Raw genomic sequence first — 19227 nt, 5'->3', positions numbered from 1 at the left:
CGGGTCGCGGTGACGGCGGATCTCTGCTGGGTCGACGGGGTACTGTCGGACAGCCTGCCATTGCCCGATCGTGGCTTCGCCTTTGGCGACGGCCTGTTCGAAACCCTGTTGCTGGTGGATGGCAGGGCGGTACTGGCGGAATTTCACCAGCAACGCCTGGCGCGGGGGCTCGAAGTGCTCGGTTTCCCGGTTCCTGCGCTTTCGCTGGACGCTGTCATCGCTCAGGCTGCGGCCGCGGCTCCCGCCGGAGCTGCGGCATTGCGGGTCACCGTCACCCGTGGAAGTGGCCCCCGCGGTTACGCGCCGCCTCTCCCTGTTACTCCCCGGGTGGTCGCCCAGCTGACGCCTCTCGCTGTGGAACCGGCCCATTGGCAGGTGCCGGCGCGCCTCGGGGTTTCGGCCACGGTTTGCCCCTCACGCCCCGCGCTCGCTGGGCTGAAACACCTCAACCGCCTCGAGCAGGTACTGGCCGCGGCGGAGTGCCAGCGCGAGCGTTGGGATGAGGCTGTGATGCTGGACGCCGACGGTGCTGCTGTCTCGGTGATTGCCGGCAACCTGTTTGCAGTGGTCGAAGGCAAGCTGATGACTCCGGACGTGGCTGACTGCGGTGTGGCAGGAACCCGCCGGCGGGCGGTCATCGAGCGCTGGGCACCCGCGTTGAATCTCAGCGTGGCGCAGGCCCGGCTATCCGTGGCCGAACTGGAGGCGGTGGACGAAGTGTTCTATTGCAACAGCCTGCAGGGTATTCGCGCGGTAGCGCAGATCGGCACACGTAGCTGGGGCGATACGCCGGTGGCCCGCGCGCTGCACAACCTGCATTGCCGCGAACTCACTGCGGTCGGGCCGGCATGAAGCGGCTGCTCTGGCTGTTGCCCCTGCTGCTGATCGGCGCACTGCTGCTGGCGGGGCTGGAACTCCAGCGGCGCTGGGAGCAGCCGCTCAATATTGCTGCCCGGGGTGTCGTATTCGAGGTTGAGCAGGGTGACTCCCTGCGCCGCATCGCCGTGCGTCTGGCAGAGGAGGGGATACTCAGTGAGCCGCAGCTGCTCATTGCCTACGGGCGCTATACCGGGGTGGATTCGCGCCTGAAGCACGGGGAGTACCGCCTGCAGCCCGGCACTACCGCCGAGGGCCTGTTGCAGCTGCTCGAGCGTGGCGAGGTGATTCAATACCAGGTGACCCTGCCGGAAGGCCTCACCCTGGCCCAGGCGCTGGCGCTTCTGGCGGCCGACCCGGTGCTCGATCAGCGCCTGGCGGCAGTCGACGACGAGCGCATCGCTGCGCTCACCGCCGACTACCCCGGTCCAGAGGGCTTGTTCCTGCCGGAGACCTACCGCTTTGCCCGGGGCGACAGCGACTGGGACATTCTGCAGCGCGCTTTTGCTGCCATGGAAGCGGTGCTGGCCGAGGAGTGGGCGGTCCGGGCTGCCGATCTGCCCCTGGCATCACCCTACGAGGCCCTGATTCTGGCCTCGATTGTCGAGCGCGAGACCGGTGTGCCCGCAGAGCGGGGGGAAATAGCCGGGGTGTTCATCCGGCGCTTGCACAAAAACATGCGCCTGCAGACCGACCCGACCATCATTTACGGGCTCGGCGACGCCTTTGACGGTGACCTCCGGCGCTCGCACTTGCGCGACGAGGCAAACCCCTACAACACCTACCGTCACGGCGGGTTGCCGCCCACGCCCATCGCCTTGCCAGGCCGCGCGGCCATTCATGCCGCCCTGAATCCGGCCCCCGGAGAGACGCTGTTTTTTGTCGCCCGGGGGGATGGCAGCCATGAATTCAGCGTCACCCTTGAAGCCCACGAGCGCGCTGTGCGTAAATACCAGCTGCGTCGGCGTGCCGACTATCGCTCCAACCCGGGAAAACCCTAGTGCAAGATTCTTCCTCCAGAGGCCTGTTCATTACCGTTGAAGGTGGTGAGGGCGTCGGCAAGTCCACCAATATCGATTATCTCCAGGACTACCTGCGCAGCCGCGGCGTGGACCTCCTGCTGACCCGGGAGCCCGGCGGTACCGGTCTCGCGGAGCAAATCCGCGAATTGCTGGTGGCCCGGCGGGAGGAGGGCGTCGACCCCTTGGCCGAGTTGCTGTTGGTATTTGCCGCACGGGCCCAGCATTTAGCGAAAGTCATCGAGCCCGCGCTTGCCGCCGGCCAGTGGGTACTGTGCGACCGCTTTACCGACGCCACCTATGCCTACCAGGCGGGGGGCAGGGGGCTTTCCGCCGATCTCGTCAGGCGCCTCGAGGTACTGGTGCAGGGGGAACTGCGCCCGGATTTCACCCTGCTGTTCGACGCGCCCGTCGAGGTGGGTATGGAGCGCGCCCGGGAGCGCGGCAGCCTGGATCGCTTCGAGGAGGAGGAGATCGCGTTCTTCGAGCGGGTGCGACAAACCTACCTGCGTCTGGCCCGGGAAAGCAGCGGTCGTTTTCGGGTGATCGACGCCGCCCAGCCCCTGGAAGCGGTGCGCGAACAACTCCACAGTGTCTGCGGCGAACTGTTCGATTGCTGGGGAGTGCGTCACTGATGCAACTCGAGGGCCTGCCCGCCGTCAGTGTGCCGCTGCCCTGGCAGGCGGAAGACTGGCAGCGTCTCGAGCAACAGGTGTCGGAAGGGCGTTTTCCCCATGCCCTGTTGCTGGCGGGCATGCCGGCCATCGGCAAGGAGCGCCTGGCGCTGGCCCTGGCGCGGCTGCTGCTATGCCACCGCCCCAGTGCTGGCCACAACTGTGGCGAGTGCCAGGCCTGCGAATTGAGTCGCAGCGGTGCACACGGCGATTTCCTGTGGCTGCAACCGCAGGAAAAGAGCCGGGTGATCAAGATCGACCAGGTGCGCGAGGCGGTCAATTTTGCCCACTGGACGGCGGGGTTTGGCGAGCGCAAGGTGCTGGTGATCGCACCGGCCGACGCCATGAATACCAATGCCGCCAATGCCCTGCTCAAATCCCTTGAGGAGCCCGCGGATAACACCCATATCCTGCTGGTTTGTTCGCGTCTGCACGGTGTGCCGGCCACCATCCGCTCGCGCTGCCAGTTATTGAAGCTGGCGCCTCCCGACACCGGGGCGAGCCTCGGCTGGCTGGACAACCTGACCGGCGAACGCGCTACCAGCCAGAGCCTGCTGGACCTGGCGAACGGCAGGCCCCTGCTGGCGGAACAGATGTACCGGGAGTCTTCCGCCGACACCCTGCTGGCCCAGCGAGCCGCCCTCGGCGCGGTGATCCGCGGTGAAGCCAGGGCCGTGGAAACGGCGGCGGCATTGTCCGACCTGGACGCAGGTGAGTTCCTGGTACTGGTGACAGACTTTATCGAGCAGCACCTGCGGGACCTCGACGGCTCACAACTTGCCGCCAGCGGACCTGGTGCTTTCGTTTTGCTCGATGATTTGCGCGGCACCCAGCGGGCGATGGCCGGCGGATCGAACCCCAATCCCCAGTTGTTGAAGGAATCAGTGCTCGAACAGCTCTCTCGGCAGTTGGGCGCACCGGCAGCCGGTGCTAAGATGCTGGCATAAGCGCACCAGGGGCACCCAAAGGCGGGGATCATGAACGATCAGGCACACAACAGTCGCAATGGCATTCTTTCACTGACCATCAAGGACCGTGCGGTACTGTACTCGGCCTACATGCCCTTTCTGACCCACGGTGGCCTGTTCGTGCCCACCAACAAGGCCTACCAGGTGGGCGACGAGGTGTTCATGCTGCTCACCCTGATGGACGAGCCGGAGAAAATCCCCATCGCCGGCAAGGTGGTCTGGGTGACACCGCGGGGCGCCCAGGGCAACCGCACAGCGGGTATCGGGGTGCAGTTCTCCGAGCAGGACACTGCAGCCAACGCCAAGATCGAAAACCACCTGGCGGGGTCACTCAATTCCGACCGGCCGACCCATACGATGTGAGCCACAGGGTGATGCCCACTTTTGTGAGACCTGAACACATTTTTCTGGAAAGATTTGAGAAAGTCGTTCTAACTCATTGTTTTTACTTTTCTAGTGGCAAAAAAAATGGGTCCCATTTGGGACCCAATAAGACCATTAGGAGTGAAACATAAAGGAATTGCTTCCCTGAAGGAGCATTGGGTGTGCTCCCCGTGACCACCCGTTTGAACTAGGGGATAGGCGGTCACACTCTTAGTATCGCTCAAATATGGCAATTTTCCACAACCCGAATACGGCATTTTTAGCTTATTTTGAAATATTGAAATAACGCTAAATTATATTTGGATATAAGCTACAGGAATGACTGGCACCGAGACCGACCCTCCCGCACCCTCCGGGACCGCTCCCCGCTGGCCCGCAACCGCCTTCCTGACGGGCATTGTCGAGGGCTATTACGGCCGGACCTGGAGCCAGGCCGACCGCCTCGCCTATGCTCGCCTCATGCCGGCCATGGGGCTCAATGCCTACCTTTATTGCCCCAAGGCCGACCCATTCCTGCGCCGGCAGTGGCAGCAGCACTGGCCGGCCCGGCAATGGGCGGAGCTGCAGGACCTGGCCGCGCAGTTTGCGACGGCCGGTGTCGAGTTCGGCGTCGGGTTGTCGCCCTTTGCCCTGTATCAGCGATACGGGGCCGCCGAGCGCCGGCAATTAAAGGAGAAGCTGGCGCGGATCGCGGAGCTGGACGCGCCGCTATTGGCGGTGCTGTTCGATGACATGCCCGGGGACGTACCCGATCTCGCTGAGCGGCAGGCTGAAATTCTCGCGGATGTGCAGCGCTGCTTACCGGGCGTCCGTTTGCTCATGTGCCCGACGTACTACTCCAGTGACCCGGTACTGCAAAAACACTTTGGCCCCATGCCCGCGAACTACTGGGAGCGGCTGGGTGAGTTCCTGGCGCCGGAGATCGACATCTTCTGGACCGGGGAGCGAGTCTGTGCCGACACCATCGCCCGGGCCGAGGTCGAAGACCTGCAGGAAGCTTTCCGGCGCCCGCTGACCCTGTGGGACAACTACCCGGTCAACGACGGTGCCCTGCGCAGCCGTCATTTATACCTGGAGCCGCTGCCGGGGCGTGAGGCCGGCCTGGGGCAGGCCCTGCGGGGGCATTTCTGCAACCCCATGAACCAGCCCTGGCTGTCGCTCCCGGCGCTGGCCGGGCTGGGCGCCCTGCACGGCGCCCCGGCGTTACCCGCCGACTGGATGGCTGACAAGCTCGGCCGGGAAGTCTGGGAAAAACTGCAGGCTGACGCGGGACGTTTCCGCGACCCGGGTCTCGACGGGCTCGCTGCGCAGGAGAGGGAAGAGCTGGCGGCGGAGTACGCCGCACTGCCCGGGGCAGCCGCTGCGGAGGTGGTGGCCTGGCTGCGCGATGAATATGCCTTTGACCCCGCCTGCCTCACCGATTGACCCCCGCGGCGCCTGAGCCGCCTCCCGGGCCGCCCGGTTTCGCAGCCGGGCCGGCCTCGCCGCGGGTGGTGCCTGCAGCGGGCAGTTGAACCGGTATTGTCTTTGTGGCAGAATCTGCGCCCTTGTAACTGCCCCCAGTTGCAGTGTTGCCGGCCTATTATTTGTTATAAATCAATAGCATAGCGTGCTTAACTTAAAGCGCGTTGAGGTTGTTGGCGGCCTCCGGGAGGGCGTTGCGATACGCGGAAGTGGTGGAATTGGTAGACACGCCAGATTTAGGTTCTGGTGCAGCAATGTGTGGGGGTTCAAGTCCCCCCTTCCGCACCAGTTATTCTCCGGCCGGTGACTTCCGCTCACCGCCGGCTCATTACAGTGGCGCCAGGCGCCCAACGATTTCAGGATTGTGAGGAACTACCATGCAGGTATCGATTGAAACGACTTCAAAGCTGGAGCGTCGTTTAACCGTCGGGGTACCCGCCGAGCGTGTCGACAGCGAAGTGGATTCACGGCTGCAGAAGGCGGCCGGCAATGTTCGCCTGCCGGGCTTCCGCCCCGGCAAGGTGCCGATGAAGGTTATGCGCCAGCGCTTTGGTGCCGGTGTGCGCCAGGAAGTGCTGGGCGAGGTGATGAGCAAGTCCTTCCAGGAAGCCGTGGTGCAGGAAAACCTGCGTCCCGCCGGTCAGCCCAGCATCGAGCCGAAGAACCTCGAGGCAGGTCGCGACCTGGAGTACATCGCCACTTTCGAGGTGTTCCCGGAAGTCGAGCTGGTGGACATGAAAGACTTCGCCATCGAGAAGCCGGTGGCCTCCGTGACCGATGAAGATGTGACCAACATCATCGAAGTGTTCCGCAAGCAGCAGGGCAGCTGGGACGAAGTCGAGCGTGGCGCCGAAGAAGGTGACAAGGTCAACCTCGACTACGCTGGCACCAAAGACGGCGAAGCTTTTGACGGTGGCAGCGCCGAAGGTTCCGAGCTGGAGCTGGGTTCTGGCCGCATGATCCCGGGTTTTGAAGACGGTATCGTCGGCATGAAAGCGGGCGAGGAAAAAACCCTGTCCCTGACTTTCCCCGAGGACTACCACAACGAAGACCTCAAGGGTGCCGCCGTCGAGTTTGCCGTCAAGGTGAACAGCGTGACGGCACTGACTCCCGCTGAGCTGAACGAGGACCTGTTCAAGCTCTACGGCGTGGAAGAGGGCGGCGAAGAGCAGTTCCGCAAGGAAGTGGCCGACAACATGAGCCGCGAGCTGAAAAACGCCGTCGAGGGCAAGGTCAAGCAGCAGGTGATGGACGCCGTTGTCGAGGCGCACAGCGCCCTGGAAGTGCCCAAGTCGCTGATCAGCCAGGAAGTGGACGTGCTGCGCAACCAGATGTTCCAGCAGTTCGGCGGCGCCGCCGGCCAGAACCTGGACCTGAAATCCCTGCTGCCGGACGACATGTTCAGCGAAAATGCCGAGCGCCGGGTCAAACTGGGCCTGATCCTGTCAGAGCTCATCACCAAGCTGGAACTGAAGGCCGATGCCGACAAGGTGCGCAGCACCATCGAGGAAATGGCCTCTACCTACCAGGAGCCGGAAGAGGTGGTGAACTGGTATTACAGCAACCCTGAGCAACTTTCTTCAGTAGAATCCAAGGTACTTGAGGACGAAGTGGTTGAAAAACTGCTGGAGAGTGCCCAAATTACGGAGAAGGAGTGCAGCTACCAGGAGGCCATCGGACAGGCACAGTCCCAGGCCTGACGCCGCGCTCCCCGGGGCAGCCCGCAAGGCTGCCCCAGTACAGCCATAATCCATAGACGGGGACGCGTACATGCCTTACCAGCCACACGGCACCAACCAGAACACCATTTCCAACCTGGGTCTTATCCCCATGGTGGTCGAGCAGACCTCTCGGGGCGAGCGTTCTTACGACATCTATTCCCGCCTGCTCAAAGAGCGGGTGATCTTCGCGGTCGGTCCGGTCGAGGACCACATGGCCAACCTGATCGTGGCGCAGCTGTTGTTCCTGGAGTCGGAAAACCCCGACAAGGATATCCACCTCTACATCAACTCGCCCGGCGGCTCGGTCACGGCCGGTCTCTCCATCTACGACACCATGCAGTTCATCAAGCCGGATGTGAGCACCATGTGCATCGGCCAGGCGGCCTCCATGGGTGCCTTCCTGCTCTGTGGCGGGGCCAAGGGCAAGCGCTATTGCCTGCCCAATGCCCGCACCATGATCCACCAGCCCAGCGGTGGCGCCCAGGGCCAGGCGACAGACATCGAGATCCACGCCAAGGAAATCCTGATCATCCGCCAGCGCCTGAACCAGCTGATGGCAGAGCACACCGGGCAGGACCTTGCCACGATCGAGCGCGACACCGAGCGCGATCGCTTTATGAACGCCCACGAAAGCAAGGAATACGGCCTGATCGACGAAGTGGTGGTCAGCCGGCAGGGCCCCGCGGCCTAAGTCCCTGCCCCGCAGGGGGTTTTTCCGGGCTTGCAATGCGCGGGAAAAACCCCCATCTTTAGAAGCGCTACCAGCGCGTATACTCGATTTGAAGTACATAGGTCGATTGAATGAGTGACGAAACCACCAAATCCGGCGACGATGGCGGCAAGCTGCTGTATTGCTCGTTCTGTGGCAAAAGCCAGCACGAAGTCCGCAAGCTGATTGCCGGACCGTCGGTGTTCATCTGCGACGAATGCGTCGATCTCTGCAACGACATCATTCGTGAAGAGGTGCAAGAGAGCGGCTCTGACACGCAGCACGATCGCCTGCCAGTCCCCCAGGAAATCAAAGCCATCCTGGATGAATACGTTATCGGCCAGCAGCGTGCCAAAAAGGTCCTGTCTGTTGCCGTCTACAACCACTACAAGCGCCTGCGCCACGGCCAGTCTTCCACCCGCGGCGACGACGTCGAACTCGGCAAGAGCAATATCCTGCTGGTGGGCCCCACCGGTAGCGGCAAAACCCTGCTCGCGGAGACCCTGGCGCGCCTGCTGGACGTTCCCTTCACCATCGCTGACGCCACCACCCTCACCGAGGCGGGTTATGTGGGCGAGGACGTGGAAAACATCATCCAGAAACTGCTGCAGAAGTGTGACTACGACGTGGAGAAGGCCCAGGTGGGCATTGTCTACATCGACGAGATCGACAAGATCTCGCGCAAGTCGGACAACCCTTCGATTACCCGCGACGTGTCGGGCGAGGGGGTACAGCAGGCTCTGTTGAAGCTGATCGAGGGCACCGTGGCCTCGGTACCGCCCCAGGGCGGGCGTAAGCATCCGCAGCAGGAGTTCCTGCAGGTCGACACGTCCAACATCCTGTTTATCTGTGGCGGCGCCTTTGCCGGCCTCGACAAGGTTATCCGCAACCGTTCCGAAAAGGGCGGTATCGGCTTTGGCGCCGAGGTGAAGAGCAAGGACGAGAAGCGCAACGTCGGCGAATTGCTGTCCGATCTGGAGCCCGAGGACCTGGTCCAGTACGGCCTGATTCCGGAGTTTGTCGGCCGTTTGCCGGTGATCGCTACGCTTGAGGAGCTGGATGTGCCTGCGCTGGTGAAAATTCTCACCGAGCCCAAGAACTCCCTCACCAAGCAGTACAGCAAACTGTTCGAAATGGAAGGTGTGGAAGTGGACTTCCGCGAGGACGGCCTGCGTGCCGTGGCCGAGCGCGCCATGGAGCGCAAGACCGGCGCCCGGGGCCTGCGCTCCATCCTCGAGGGCATCCTGCTGGATTCCATGTACAACATCCCCTCCCGGGATGATGTCAGCAAAGTGGTCATTGACGAGTCTGTGATCCGCGGTGATTCCGAGCCCCTGCTGGTGTACCAGAACAGCGAACCGGCTCCGCGCGCAGCTTCCACTGACGAATAGTGCCTTAAGGCCCGGCTCTGCCGGGCCCCGGGCTTCGGCCCGCAGCCCCTTGTATCGGGGCCACTGGTCCCCATATAAGGCTGTAAGCCTCAGATTCCCCCACCCGGAGATAACTATGGGTTCCTCTTCTGTCATCGAACTTCCCCTGCTGCCCCTGCGCGATGTGGTGGTTTACCCCCACATGGTGCTGCCGCTGTTTGTCGGGCGGGAAAAGTCCATCGAGGCACTCGAAGACGCCATGGCCAGCGATAAGCAGGTGCTGCTGGTCGCCCAACGCGACGCGTCTGACGACAATCCAGGGGCCGACGATATCTACCAGGTCGGCACCGTCTCCAATATCCTGCAACTGCTGAAACTGCCCGACGGCACCATCAAAGTGCTGGTCGAGGGCGGCTACCGGGCTGTGATTGACAGTGTGGACGACGACAGCCGCTTTGCCGTCGCGGGCGTGCGCGAGATCGTCAGTGACGAGATTCCCGAAGACGAGGCCGAGGGGCTGCTGCGCTCCACCGTCAGCCAGTTCGAGAAATACGTCAACCTGAGCAAGAAAGTGCCGGCGGAGGTGCTGACCTCCCTGACCGGTATCGATGAGCCCGGCCGTCTGGCGGATACCATTGCCGCGCACATGAGCGTGGACCTCGAGGAAAAGCAGAAGATCCTCGAGATGTCGAACATCCGCACCCGCCTGGAACACCTGATGGGCCTGATGGAAGCAGAGATCGACCTGTTCCAGGTCGAGAAACGCATCCGCGGCCGCGTCAAGAAACAGATGGAAAAGAGCCAGCGCGAGTACTACCTCAACGAGCAGATGAAGGCGATCCAGAAAGAACTGGGCGAGATGGACGAGGCGCCCAGCGAACTGGACGAACTGCAGGCCCGTATCGACGAGGCCAAAATGCCGGAGGAGGCCAGGGAGAAGGCCGAGGCAGAACTCGGCAAGCTCAAGATGATGTCGCCCATGTCGGCGGAAGCCTCCGTGGTGCGCAGCTACATCGACTGGATGGTGAGCGTACCCTGGGCCAAGCGCAGCAAGGTCAAGCACGACCTCAAGCGCGCATCTGAAATTCTCAACGCCGACCACTACGGCCTGGAAGAGGTGAAGGAGCGCATTCTGGAGTACCTTGCCGTGCAGAAGCGCGTGCGTAAGGTGAAAGGGCCGGTCCTGTGCCTGGTGGGTCCTCCCGGGGTGGGTAAAACCTCCCTTGGTGAATCCCTGGCCCGTGCCACCAACCGCAAGTTCGTGCGCATGGCGCTGGGCGGGGTGCGCGACGAAGCGGAAATCCGTGGCCACCGCCGCACCTACATCGGCTCCATGCCCGGCAAACTGCTGCAGAAAATGTCCAAGGCCGGCGTGCGCAACCCCCTGTTCCTGCTCGATGAAATCGACAAGATGGGCATGGACCATCGCGGCGATCCCGCCTCCGCGCTACTCGAAGTGCTGGACCCGGAACAGAATCACGCCTTCAACGATCATTACCTCGAGGTCGATTACGACCTGTCCGACGTCATGTTCGTGTGCACCTCGAACACCATGAACATTCCCGGGCCGCTGCTGGACCGGATGGAAGTCATCCGCATTCCCGGTTACACCGAGGATGAGAAGGTCAACATCGCCCAGCGCTACCTGTTGCCGAAGCAGATCAAGCAGAACGGTCTCAAGAAGGGTGAGATCGAGGTGCCCGAAGCGACCCTGCTGGACATTATTCGCTACTACACCCGCGAAGCAGGTGTGCGTGCCCTCGAGCGCGAGATCGCCAAGCTCTGCCGCAAGATCGTCAAGGCCATTGCCCTGGAAGAGGAGCAGGGCGGTGACGGCGTGGTTACCCAGGAATTGCTGCCCGACCTGCTCGGCGTGCGCAAATACAACTACGGCATTGCCGAGGAAGAGAACAAGATTGGTCAGGTCACCGGTCTGGCGTGGACCTCAGTGGGCGGCGAATTGCTGACCATCGAAGCGGTATCGGTAGCGGGTAAGGGACGCCATGTTAAAACCGGCTCCCTCGGTGACGTGATGCAGGAGTCTATCCAGGCCGCCACCACCGTGGTGCGCAGCCGCTCGCAGATGCTGGGGATCAACGCCAGCTACCACGAAAAACACGATGTGCACATTCACGTACCCGAAGGCGCCACGCCCAAGGATGGCCCCAGCGCCGGTATCGCCATGTGTACCGCACTGGTGTCGGTGTGTACCGGCATCCCGGTACGGGCGGATGTCGCCATGACCGGCGAGATTACCCTGCGCGGTGAAGTACTGCCGATCGGTGGCCTGAAGGAAAAACTGCTGGCCGCACGTCGCGGTGGTATCAAGACGGTGATCATTCCCAAAGAGAATGAACGCGACCTGAAGGAGGTGCCTGACAACATCAAGGCGCACCTGGAAATTCGCGCGGTGAAATGGATCGACGAAGTGCTGACCATCGCCCTGGAGTCCATGCCTGAACCGCTCAGCGACGAAGAGTACCTGGCCGGCAGTATTTCAACCGGCAAGGATGACGAACAGAGCGAACAAAACCGCATAAATACGCATTAATACGGGGCTCCCGGTTGACCCAATTCCAAGCTCTGGTATAAAGTCAGCCGTCTGAACCGGTAGCCATCCATGGTGGCTCCAAGCCTCATATAAACAGGGTTTTCAGCCGCTGTTCTGTTATCAAGATGATCAGCCGATACAGCCGAAACAAATGATCGATATGCCCGCGGTGGGTCGCGGGCTCATTCAAAAACTCCACTTATAAATTCCAAGGGGAAAAGTGTGAACAAGACCGAACTCATTGACGCCATCGCCGCCGCCGCCGACCTGCCCAAAGCTTCTGCTGGTCGTGCCCTGGACGCCGTGGTAGACAGCATCACCGAAGCACTGGCCAAGGGTGAGCAGGTTTCCCTGGTTGGCTTTGGCACCTTTGCCGTCAAGCCGCGCGCAGCCCGTGAAGGCCGCAACCCGCAGACCGGTGCAACCATCCAGATCGCCGCTTCCAACGTTCCCGGCTTCAAGGCTGGCAAGGCACTGAAAGACGCGGTAAACGCCTGATAAGGGTGTTCCCCGGCTCAGGCTGAGAGGAACCCCCGACTCGGGGAAAGAAAAGAAAAAGCGCACTTAACCGTGCGCTTTTTTGTATATAAACCCGGACCCGGGCGAGCGACACGCCATCCGGCCGATACTGCCCCGGCAGTTTCAAACGTTGCATTCCAACGGACTACTATTCCATGCTCCAAGATATTCGCCAGAACGTACAGGGCACTGCGGCCAAGGTCGTAGTGTGGGTTATTGTTGTTTCATTTGCGCTGTTTGGCATCGAGTCGATATTGCTCGGTGGCGGCAGCACGGGTGTCGCCGAAGTGAACGGCGAAGAAATCAGCCCGCTCGAAGTTCAGCAGATGGTGAACACCCAGCAGCGCCAGTTGATGGCCATGTTCGGGGAAAACATCGACCCGGCCATGCTCGACGAACAGCGCCTCAGCAGCCAGGCCCTGCAGAGTATCATCGGCCGGCGCCTGCTGACCCAGTCCGCCGGTGAGCTGAACCTCTCTGTTTCCGAGGCGGAAATCGGTCGCATCATCAGCGGTATGGAACAGTTCGAGATGAACGGCCAGTTCTCTCCCGACCTGTACAAGAGTACGCTCGCCCAGGCAGGCTATACGCCCGGCTCGTTCAAACAGGCACTGAAACAGGATGTGGTGGTCAACCAGTTGCGTAGCGGCCTGGCCGGCAGTGAGTTTGCCACTCCCGCGGAACGCGACCTCGCCGCCCGTATCTTTGCGGAACAGCGCGACGTGCGCTATCTGACCATTCCCCTGACCACTGTCGAGGAGAGCGTGGACATCTCCGACGCCGAGGTAGCCGAGTTCTACCAGGCCAACGAAGCCAACTTCTACAGCCCGGAGAGCGTGACCCTGGACTACGTGGAGCTTCGCGCCGAGGACTTTGCCGCCGAGGTTGACGAAGAAGAACTGCTGGCGATGTACGACCAGGAGAAGAACAGCTACCAGTACCAGACCGAGAATCGTGTCTCCCATATTCTCCTGACCCAGGGTGATGACGAGAGCGACGAGGCCTACGCCCAGCGTATTACCGAGGTGGAAGCGGCGCTGGCGGAAGGGCAGGACTTTGCCAGCCTTGCGGAAACCTACTCCGACGACATTGGTTCCGCCAGTAGTGGTGGTGACCTCGGCTACAGTGCTGGTGATGCTTTCCCCGAAGCCATGGAAACGGCGATCGCCGAACTGGCTGTCGACGCGGTATCGGCAGCGGTGGAAACCGATGCCGGCACCCACTTTATCCTGGTCACGGAGCGCCGGGACGGCGAGGCACCCACCTTCGCAGAAATGCGTCCGGAACTGGAACAGCGAGTCCAGGAACGCGAGGCGCAGGCCACCCTGCTCAGCAAGGTTGAGGAGCTGCGTGACCTCGCTTTCAACGCCCCCAACCTGAAAGCTCCCGCCGGCGAGCTCGGCCTGGAAATTGCCACCAGTGATCCGGTGACCCGCAGCCAGGTGGAGGGCCTGTTTGCCAACCCGTCTCTGCTCGCGGCGGTCTTTTCGGAGGACGTGCTGGAACTGGGGCACAACAGTGAAGTCATCGAGCTGGCTCCCGACCATTTTGTGGCGGTACACCTGAATACCCATCAGGCACCTGAGCTGCAGCCCCTGGACGCGGTACGCGACCAGATCGTGGTGGCGCTGCGTGAACAACACGCACGGGAATCCGTGGCGGTCACCGCCGAGCAGGCCGTTGCCCAGCTGCGCGCTGGCGCCACTGTTGAAGAGGTTGCCGGACAGCTGGGCTACGAGTGGCAGGTAGAGATTGGTGCCCAACGCGATTCAGCCATGCTCGACCCGGCTCTCACCGAGGCTGCCTTCAGCCTGCGCGCGCCCGAATCCGGGGCAAGTGTTTCCGACTACACCATGACGGCTGGCGGCGATGCAATCGTGTTCGACGTATCCCGTGTGGCGCCGGGCCAGTACGCATCGCTGCCGCCCGGGCGCAAGTCCCAGATCAGCCAGCTGATTGGCGGCGAGCGCGGGACCCTGGTGCAGAACGAATACCAGCGCTCACTGCGTCAGCGGGCCGATATTACGGTGTACTGACAGAGCAACGCTAAAAGCAAACCATAACAAACAGCAGACAGGGAACTCTCCAGATGGCCAAGCGAATCCTTACCCTCAACCAGATATCGGTACTTGGCCTGGAGCGGTTCCCCCGCGATACCTATGAAATTGCCAGCGAGTTCGCACACCCCGATGCGATCCTGCTGCGCAGCCACAAACTGCAGGCCACTGATATCCCCGATACGGTACTGGGCATTGCCCGCGCCGGTGCCGGGGTCAACAACATACCGGTCGATGAATGTACCCGTCGGGGCATTCCCGTGTTCAACACCCCGGGGGCCAATGCCAACGCGGTAAAGGAGCTGGTTGCAGCGGGGCTGTTGCTCGGCTCCCGCGGCATCATCGAGGGCAACGATTACGTCGATACCCTGGCGGGAATGGATGACAAGGCCGAGCTGAACCGGACCCTGGAAGCGCAGAAGAAGCAATTCAAGGGCAGCGAACTCTACGGTAAACGGCTCGGCGTGGTCGGCCTTGGAGCTATTGGCTCGCTGGTCGCAGAGATGGCGCTCACCCTCGGCATGGAGGTTATGGGCTATGACCCGGCCCTGTCGGTGGACGCCGCCTGGCGCCTGCCCAGCGAAGTACGCAAGGCCGACACGCTCTCAGCCCTGTTTTCCCGCTGCGATTACATCTCCCTGCACCTGCCGGTGCTGGACACCACCCGCAATCTCATTAACGCCGAGCTGTTCGGCGTCATGCCACGCCATGCCTGCCTGCTCAATTTTGCCCGTCAGGAAATTATCGACGAGGCTGCACTGGTGGAGGCGCTGGACAAAAAGCAGCTGCGCAAGTACATCGCCGACTTTCCCACGCCCGCGCTGATCGGTCGCAAGGATGTGATCCTCACGCCGCACATTGGCGCAAGTACCGATGAAGCGGAAGACAACTGTGCCGTAATGGCGGTGGAACAGCTGCGGGACTTCCTCGAGAACGGCAACATCCGCAATGCTGTCAATTTTCCCACCCTCCAGCTGGAGCGGGTCGGCGGTTGTCGCCTGGCGGTGACCAATACCAACGTACCCAAAATCCTCGGCAGCGTCCTGGCGCTGCTGGCGGACCAGAACATCAACGTGATCGATATGCTCAACAAGAGCCGCGACGAAGTGGCCTACAACCTGATCGATATCGACACCACCCCGCCCGATGAACTCCTGCAGCACATGCGTCAGCTCGATGGCGTCACCAGTGTACGGCTGATCGGCGACTGTTCCTGATCGCCAGTTGGGTCAGGCGTCCTCGGCTGTGGGGGCTGCCGGCTCCTGCTCGGCAATTGACACATACATCAGGCGTTCATCCTCGTTAAGCTCGCCGGCGCCGCTCCAGGGGAGCAGGCGCTGGTCGCTGTAGGTGTGAAAGTCCAGGAAGGGATACTTGATGATGTCGAAGTAGGGTGAGTAGTCGAAGTCGCTCGGAGTGCACAGCTTCGGGTTGCGCATGAACAGCTTGTAGCGATCCCCCTCCAGCCGTTTCACCAGCGGCAGTATCGGGAACTGAATGCTGCCAAAGGCCTCGGCAATCATGGTGGAGCACACCGTGTGGGTGTTTTGCCCGGGGTGGCTCTTGAACAGGCTGGAGCGCCAGCGCCGGGGCAGTACCCACCAGGGGAACAGAAAGCGCGCGAGGTCGAAGATCTGGCGTACGTCGTAGGCGGTACCCAGGCGGCCAATGGCGTAGGCGATCACCTGCTGGCTGTCGTGATAGCCCAGGTTACGCGGGCGGCAGATGCGCAGGTGCTCAAGCTCGTAGGTGGTCAGCGGGCGTACCACCGTCCCCATACCCAGCTCGCTTTCGATCAATAGCTGTTTGTCGGCAGTCCCGATGTAGTGCTGACGAAGGAAGTCCTTAAGTAAGGGGTTTTCCAGGTCGTGAAGCCGGCCAATGTAGAGCGCCGCATGGGACCAGCTACTCTGGGTAATGAGCTTGATGACCTCACTGACCCGCGAGCGACCTTCCACCAGGATCACATCACAGGGTTTGAGCTCGTGACGGATACGCTCAAAATCACTCAGCGGTGTACTGGGCAATGGACGCTTGTGTTGCAGCCACTTGATAACGGCTTTGCGAAACCAGCTGATCATACGGTCCTTCGTTTCTCGCTATACTCTCTCGCTGTACTCTGTCCTTATATCGCAGCAGGAGTATGTATGCCAGCTTCGGAATCATCCGATAGCCCCCTGGACGCGCTGCAGGCGCAGCTGTCGGAAAAACGAAACTTCGATAATCCGCCACTGGAGAAGTGGCACCCCGCGCTCAGCGGTAACATTGATATCCTGATCACCGCCGACGGTCACTGGTGGCATGAGGGTTCGCCGATCGAACGCCCCGAGATTGTGCGCCTGTTTGCCAGTATCCTGCGGCGGGAGGAGGACGGTGGGTATTACCTGGTGACGCCCGGTGAAAAATGGCGCTTGCAGGTGGAGGCGCACGCGCTGTTGATCACTGAGATCGACCGCCAGGGCGATAACCTTGTCGCCACGCTCAATACGGGAAAACAGGTGGTGCTGGACGGGGAGCATGGGCTGTTTCTGGATAAAGAGCGGGATGGTGTGGCGGGGATGTACCTGGACCATGGGCTGACGGCGCTTTGCAGTCGGGCGGCGTGGTATCGGTTGGTGGATATGGCCGAGGGGAAAGATCTGCTGCTCCGAAGTGGAGATGCGAGTTGGAGTTTGGTGGGTAAAGCCTTTATGGGCCTAACGGTAGAGTAGTTCCCGCTTCGTAGTGTTCTTGGTGGCGGCTCGCGGAAGGGCTACCCCAACCGTAACCCGCCACCGGTCTGCAAAACGAAGCTGACTCAAAATACCACCCAGATACAAAAAAGCCTGCAAAAGCAGGCTTGGGTGGAGCAGGGTGGGGCACAGAGCCCCAGGCAGACCTTACATATTCGGGTAGTTCGGTCCCCCGAAGCCTTCCGGCGTAACCCAGGTAATATTCTGCGCCGGGTCCTTGATATCGCAGGTCTTACAGTGCACACAGTTCTGGCCGTTGATCTGGAAACGCTGGCCTTTCTCGTCTTCCACAATCTCGTACACGCCCGCCGGGCAGTAACGCTGGGCCGGTTCGTCATACATCGGCAGATTCTGGGTCAGCGGAACGTCTGCGTCCTTCAGCGTCAGGTGGCAAGGCTGGTCTTCCTCGTGATTGGTGTTCGACAGGAACACCGAGGACAGGCGATCGAAGCTGATCGTGTTGTCCGGCTTCGGATACTCCGGCTTCTTGCTCTGCGCGGCAGGCTTCAGCGTGGCGTAGTCCGGCACCGTGTCATGTAGGGTGAAGGGGAGCTTGCCACCGAAGATATTCTGGTCGATCCACACCATGGCGGAGCCCATCAGGGTACCGAGTTTGTGCATGAAGCCCGAGAAATTGCGCGAGCTGTGGAGCTCCTCGTGCAGCCAGGAGCCCTCGATCTTGTCGGCGTAGCTCGACAGGTCCTTCGCCGCGCTTTCACCCTGGGCAATCGCTTCCACCACAGCTTCGGCAGCGAGCATGCCGCTCTTCATCGCGGTGTGGTTACCCTTGATTTTCACACTGTTCAGGGTGCCGGCGTCACAGCCGATCAGCAGGCCGCCGGGGAAGTGCATCTTGGGCAGGGAGTTCAGGCCGCCCTTGGCCAGGGCGCGGGCGCCGTAGGTGAGGCGGGTGCCGCCCTCGAGGAATTTGACGGTCTCGGGGTGGTGCTTCCAGCGCTGGAACTCCTGGAAGGGGCTCATGTGCGGGTTGGAGTAGTTCAGGTCCGCAATCAGGCCCAGGTACACCTGGTTGTTGTCGGCGTGATAGAGGAAGGCGCCGCCGCTGGAGCCGGTGTCGCTCAGGGGCCAGCCGAGGCCGTGTACTACCAGGCCGGGCTGGTGTTTATCGGCGGGAATTTCCCAGATTTCCTTCAGGCCAATGCCGTAGTGCTGGGGGTCCTTGCCTTCGCTGAGGCCGAATTTCTCGATCAGCTGCTTGCCCAGGTGGCCGCGGCAACCTTCCGCGAACAGGGTGTACTTGGCGTGCAGCTCCATGCCGGGCATGTAGCTGTCCTTGTGCTCGCCACTGGCGCTGATGCCCATATCGCCGGTGGCGATACCCTTGACGCTGCCGTCTTCGTGGTAGAGCACTTCCGCCGCGGCAAAGCCGGGGTAGACTTCCACACCCAGGCCCTCGGCCTGTTCTGCCAGCCAGCGGCACACATTACCCATGGAGACGATGTAGTTACCATCGTTGTGGGTGGGCTTGGGGATAAAGAAGTTGGGCAGCTTGATGGCGCTCTTCCCGCTGGTATAGAAGAAGAAACGATCTTCGCTGACCGCAGTGGTCAGGGGTGCGCCCATTTCCTGCCAGTTGGGGAACAGCTCGTTCATCGCGCGGGGTTCCAGCACGGCACCGGACAGGATGTGGGCACCGACCTCGGACCCTTTTTCCACCACGCAAACGGTGATTTCCTGCTCTTTCTCCTGAGCCAGTTGCATGATGCGGCAGGCAGCGGAAAGCCCGGCGGGGCCTGCCCCTACCACTACCACGTCGAATTCCATGCTCTCTCTATCCACAACCCGGTCCTCTTTGTCGTTTTTTGGCAGTCGGCGCGCAAGGGGCCGACAGGTAAAAGGTGCGCAAGTATATAATTTCTAACGATTAATGGCCATAAAGCCGGTGAATGGTACGTATAGCTAAATTGACCGTTTGCGTTAACTTTGGTGTCGTCTACGGGTATTGACCTGCTCTGGCTTTGGCGGCAACATGTTCGGCCGTTGAAACGCGGGGGCCCTGACTCCGGCCGCTTTCCAGCTGTCTTACAATGCCCTTAAATCCACATAAATACGTCTTACTCTGTTGGAGAATCCATGAAGGTTCTTGTTGCTGTAAAGCGCGTTGTTGACTACAACGTCAAGGTTCGCGCCAAAGCCGATGGCAGTGATGTTGATCTTAACAA

General features: G+C 61.4%; 16 protein-coding genes, 1 tRNA gene and 1 pseudogene. 16 read left to right on the top strand and 2 right to left on the bottom strand.

The window, feature by feature from the left end; genetic code table 11:
* Nucleotides 1-9 precede the first annotated feature (9 nt).
* From pabC to FV139_RS20395, 14 genes are all read left to right on the top strand, one after another.
* Nucleotides 10-852 carry an aminodeoxychorismate lyase gene (gene pabC, locus FV139_RS20460; protein ID WP_148070356.1) on the top strand — a complete coding sequence of 281 codons (843 nt, stop codon included), beginning with the start codon at nt 10-12 and terminating at the stop codon, nt 850-852.
* The gene (mltG, locus tag FV139_RS20455; RefSeq protein WP_148070355.1) at nt 849-1877 is read left to right on the top strand and encodes an endolytic transglycosylase MltG; all 1029 of its coding nucleotides are present in this window, start codon (nt 849-851) and stop codon (nt 1875-1877) included. Before pabC ends, mltG begins: the two co-directional genes overlap by 4 nt.
* Entirely contained in the window at nt 1877-2530 is a 654-nt protein-coding gene (gene tmk / locus FV139_RS20450; protein ID WP_235898749.1) for a dTMP kinase, read from the top strand. Before mltG ends, tmk begins: the two co-directional genes overlap by 1 nt.
* On the top strand, nt 2530-3516 hold the full coding sequence (gene holB, locus FV139_RS20445; protein ID WP_148070354.1) for a DNA polymerase III subunit delta': 987 nt from the start codon (nt 2530-2532) through the stop codon (nt 3514-3516). Before tmk ends, holB begins: the two co-directional genes overlap by 1 nt.
* A gap of 30 nt (nt 3517-3546) precedes the next feature.
* On the top strand, nt 3547-3900 hold the full coding sequence (locus FV139_RS20440; protein ID WP_148070353.1) for a PilZ domain-containing protein: 354 nt from the start codon (nt 3547-3549) through the stop codon (nt 3898-3900).
* Between the two features lie 339 nt (nt 3901-4239).
* The gene (locus FV139_RS20435) at nt 4240-5346 is read left to right on the top strand and encodes a beta-N-acetylglucosaminidase domain-containing protein (RefSeq protein WP_148070352.1); all 1107 of its coding nucleotides are present in this window, start codon (nt 4240-4242) and stop codon (nt 5344-5346) included.
* Nucleotides 5347-5588: 242 nt separating this feature from the next.
* A tRNA-Leu gene (locus FV139_RS20430) sits at nt 5589-5673 on the top strand.
* An 89-nt stretch (nt 5674-5762) separates the two neighbouring features.
* Nucleotides 5763-7085 (top strand): trigger factor, encoded by a 1323-nt coding sequence (gene tig, locus FV139_RS20425; RefSeq protein WP_148070351.1) that lies wholly within the window; start codon nt 5763-5765, stop codon nt 7083-7085.
* 70 nt (nt 7086-7155) lie between these two features.
* The gene (clpP, locus tag FV139_RS20420; protein WP_148070350.1) at nt 7156-7797 is read left to right on the top strand and encodes an ATP-dependent Clp endopeptidase proteolytic subunit ClpP; all 642 of its coding nucleotides are present in this window, start codon (nt 7156-7158) and stop codon (nt 7795-7797) included.
* Between the two features lie 110 nt (nt 7798-7907).
* The gene (gene clpX, locus FV139_RS20415) at nt 7908-9206 is read left to right on the top strand and encodes an ATP-dependent Clp protease ATP-binding subunit ClpX (protein WP_148070349.1); all 1299 of its coding nucleotides are present in this window, start codon (nt 7908-7910) and stop codon (nt 9204-9206) included.
* A 115-nt stretch (nt 9207-9321) separates the two neighbouring features.
* On the top strand, nt 9322-11736 hold the full coding sequence (lon, locus tag FV139_RS20410) for an endopeptidase La (protein WP_148070348.1): 2415 nt from the start codon (nt 9322-9324) through the stop codon (nt 11734-11736).
* A gap of 222 nt (nt 11737-11958) precedes the next feature.
* Complete coding sequence (locus FV139_RS20405) at nt 11959-12234, top strand: HU family DNA-binding protein (RefSeq protein ID WP_116364149.1); 276 nt, start codon at nt 11959-11961, stop codon at nt 12232-12234.
* 176 nt (nt 12235-12410) lie between these two features.
* A complete protein-coding gene (locus FV139_RS20400) occupies nt 12411-14291 on the top strand; it encodes a SurA N-terminal domain-containing protein (protein ID WP_148070347.1) in 1881 nt (626 codons plus the stop codon).
* A gap of 53 nt (nt 14292-14344) precedes the next feature.
* Nucleotides 14345-15529, top strand: a complete 1185-nt coding sequence (locus FV139_RS20395; RefSeq protein WP_148070346.1) for a phosphoglycerate dehydrogenase — start codon at nt 14345-14347, stop codon at nt 15527-15529.
* A gap of 12 nt (nt 15530-15541) precedes the next feature.
* On the opposite strand, the gene FV139_RS20390 is transcribed toward FV139_RS20395, so the two are convergent.
* Nucleotides 15542-16393, bottom strand: a complete 852-nt coding sequence (locus FV139_RS20390; protein ID WP_148070345.1) for a hypothetical protein — start codon at nt 16391-16393, stop codon at nt 15542-15544.
* A gap of 66 nt (nt 16394-16459) precedes the next feature.
* Between FV139_RS20390 and FV139_RS20385 the strand changes: the two genes are divergently transcribed.
* Nucleotides 16460-17023 (top strand): DUF1285 domain-containing protein, encoded by a 564-nt coding sequence (locus FV139_RS20385; RefSeq protein ID WP_235898748.1) that lies wholly within the window; start codon nt 16460-16462, stop codon nt 17021-17023.
* A 168-nt stretch (nt 17024-17191) separates the two neighbouring features.
* Here the strand turns inward: FV139_RS20385 and FV139_RS20380 are convergent, their stop codons facing one another.
* The gene (locus FV139_RS20380; protein WP_148070344.1) at nt 17192-18844 is read right to left on the bottom strand and encodes an electron transfer flavoprotein-ubiquinone oxidoreductase; all 1653 of its coding nucleotides are present in this window, start codon (nt 18842-18844) and stop codon (nt 17192-17194) included.
* 294 nt (nt 18845-19138) lie between these two features.
* On the opposite strand from FV139_RS20380, the pseudogene FV139_RS21280 reads away from it, so the two are divergent.
* Nucleotides 19139-19227, top strand: a pseudogene (locus FV139_RS21280) (electron transfer flavoprotein subunit beta/FixA family protein); the annotation flags it as partial.

Source organism: Parahaliea maris, assembly GCF_008064665.1.
Lineage (GTDB): Bacteria > Pseudomonadota > Gammaproteobacteria > Pseudomonadales > Halieaceae > Parahaliea > Parahaliea maris.
Note: the sequence above shows the minus strand (reverse complement) of the source record. Positions and strands in the feature narration are given on the sequence as shown.

Bases quoted from the DNA above. Each gene is read 5' to 3' on its own strand.
- FV139_RS20435 (WP_148070352.1), top strand. From the start codon at position 4,240: ATGACTGGCACCGAGACCGACCCTCCCGCACCCTCCGGGACCGCTCCC.
- FV139_RS20440 (WP_148070353.1), top strand. From the start codon at position 3,547: ATGAACGATCAGGCACACAACAGTCGCAATGGCATTCTTTCACTGACC.
- FV139_RS20385 (WP_235898748.1), top strand. From the start codon at position 16,460: ATGCCAGCTTCGGAATCATCCGATAGCCCCCTGGACGCGCTGCAGGCG.
- FV139_RS20400 (WP_148070347.1), top strand. From the start codon at position 12,411: ATGCTCCAAGATATTCGCCAGAACGTACAGGGCACTGCGGCCAAGGTC.
- FV139_RS20395 (WP_148070346.1), top strand. From the start codon at position 14,345: ATGGCCAAGCGAATCCTTACCCTCAACCAGATATCGGTACTTGGCCTG.
- holB (WP_148070354.1), top strand. From the start codon at position 2,530: ATGCAACTCGAGGGCCTGCCCGCCGTCAGTGTGCCGCTGCCCTGGCAG.
- FV139_RS20390 (WP_148070345.1), bottom strand. From the start codon at position 16,393: ATGATCAGCTGGTTTCGCAAAGCCGTTATCAAGTGGCTGCAACACAAG.
- tig (WP_148070351.1), top strand. From the start codon at position 5,763: ATGCAGGTATCGATTGAAACGACTTCAAAGCTGGAGCGTCGTTTAACC.
- clpP (WP_148070350.1), top strand. From the start codon at position 7,156: ATGCCTTACCAGCCACACGGCACCAACCAGAACACCATTTCCAACCTG.
- mltG (WP_148070355.1), top strand. From the start codon at position 849: ATGAAGCGGCTGCTCTGGCTGTTGCCCCTGCTGCTGATCGGCGCACTG.
- lon (WP_148070348.1), top strand. From the start codon at position 9,322: ATGGGTTCCTCTTCTGTCATCGAACTTCCCCTGCTGCCCCTGCGCGAT.
- clpX (WP_148070349.1), top strand. From the start codon at position 7,908: ATGAGTGACGAAACCACCAAATCCGGCGACGATGGCGGCAAGCTGCTG.